This window comes from Candidatus Poseidoniia archaeon (assembly GCA_030748895.1).
Taxonomy (GTDB): Archaea; Thermoplasmatota; Poseidoniia; order MGIII; family CG-Epi1; genus UBA8886.
In genome coordinates this window covers 1-857 of record JASMLC010000042.1, presented here as the reverse complement: position 1 = coordinate 857, position 857 = coordinate 1, and the positions used below count along the sequence as shown (strand labels likewise).

Below are 857 nucleotides of genomic sequence, written 5' to 3'. Positions count from 1 at the left end.
GCATGGACAATAAATGCATTTCTTAGAGGAATTGGATCAACCCTACTTCATGCAGTAGGACCTGCTGCAATAGGTTATGCTGTGGCCTTATCAAATCAAATGCAAGAACCTCGAAACAAAGTTTTACCGATTGCTTATCTAATTGGAGTTGTGATGCATAGTCTTTGGAATGGGTTTGCTACAATGCCATTTATTATGAATGGTAAAGAATGGGTATATATCTCATACCTTTGTATTGCGTTAATGGTTGCTACTTGCTTGGTATTTATTGTTAAGATACTCGAATATGGAAAAGAATACTCACATATTGAATTAGAAGCAACTAGTTTTAAGGATTTAGAAGAAGAAGCAACAAATAGCGGTCACTAAATGCAAGCGATACCGTCCTTAGCTCAGACTGGCCAGAGCGGCCGGCTGTAGGGGTCTATCCCTTTTACCCGTGAGTACGGGAGGCCGCAGTTACCGGCAGGTCCCCGGTTCAAATCCGGGAGGACGGACCATTCTCCTAAAAAATTATTTTGTTTTTCCTGGCATGTAAAATTTAACGAGTATTGCTGTAATGAAAGCTATTCCTGCAGACACCATCGCTGAACCAACCATACCTTCCATGAAAGCCAAACGAGCATTATCAATTAATTCGGAACCAAGCATATTGCCTTCACTAAGTAATTTCCCACCTATCCTCATAGCTGCAGGAAATGATTCTGTGGCAACTGGTGAATGAACTTCTAAACCTTCAGGAATTTTTACACTACTCTGATATATTTCGTTCAGAACACTCCCCCCAATAGCAATTCCAAGGGCACCACCAACTTCTCTACTAGCATCGTTAGTAGCACTTCCAACGCCTGCTTTGT

General features: G+C 41.4%; 2 protein-coding genes and 1 tRNA gene. 2 read left to right on the top strand and 1 reads right to left on the bottom strand.

Going from position 1 to position 857, the window contains the following annotated elements; all coding sequences use genetic code 11:
- Window positions 1–369, top strand: a 369-nt coding sequence (locus tag QGG57_06915; GenBank protein MDP7007892.1) for a PrsW family glutamic-type intramembrane protease, incomplete at its 5' end; no start/stop codon positions are given.
- 12 nt (window positions 370–381) lie between these two features.
- Window positions 382–500, top strand: a tRNA-Tyr gene (locus QGG57_06910).
- Between the two features lie 13 nt (window positions 501–513).
- Here the strand turns inward: QGG57_06910 and QGG57_06905 are convergent.
- The coding region (locus QGG57_06905; GenBank protein ID MDP7007891.1) for an MFS transporter at window positions 514–857 on the bottom strand (344 nt) is incomplete at its 5' end.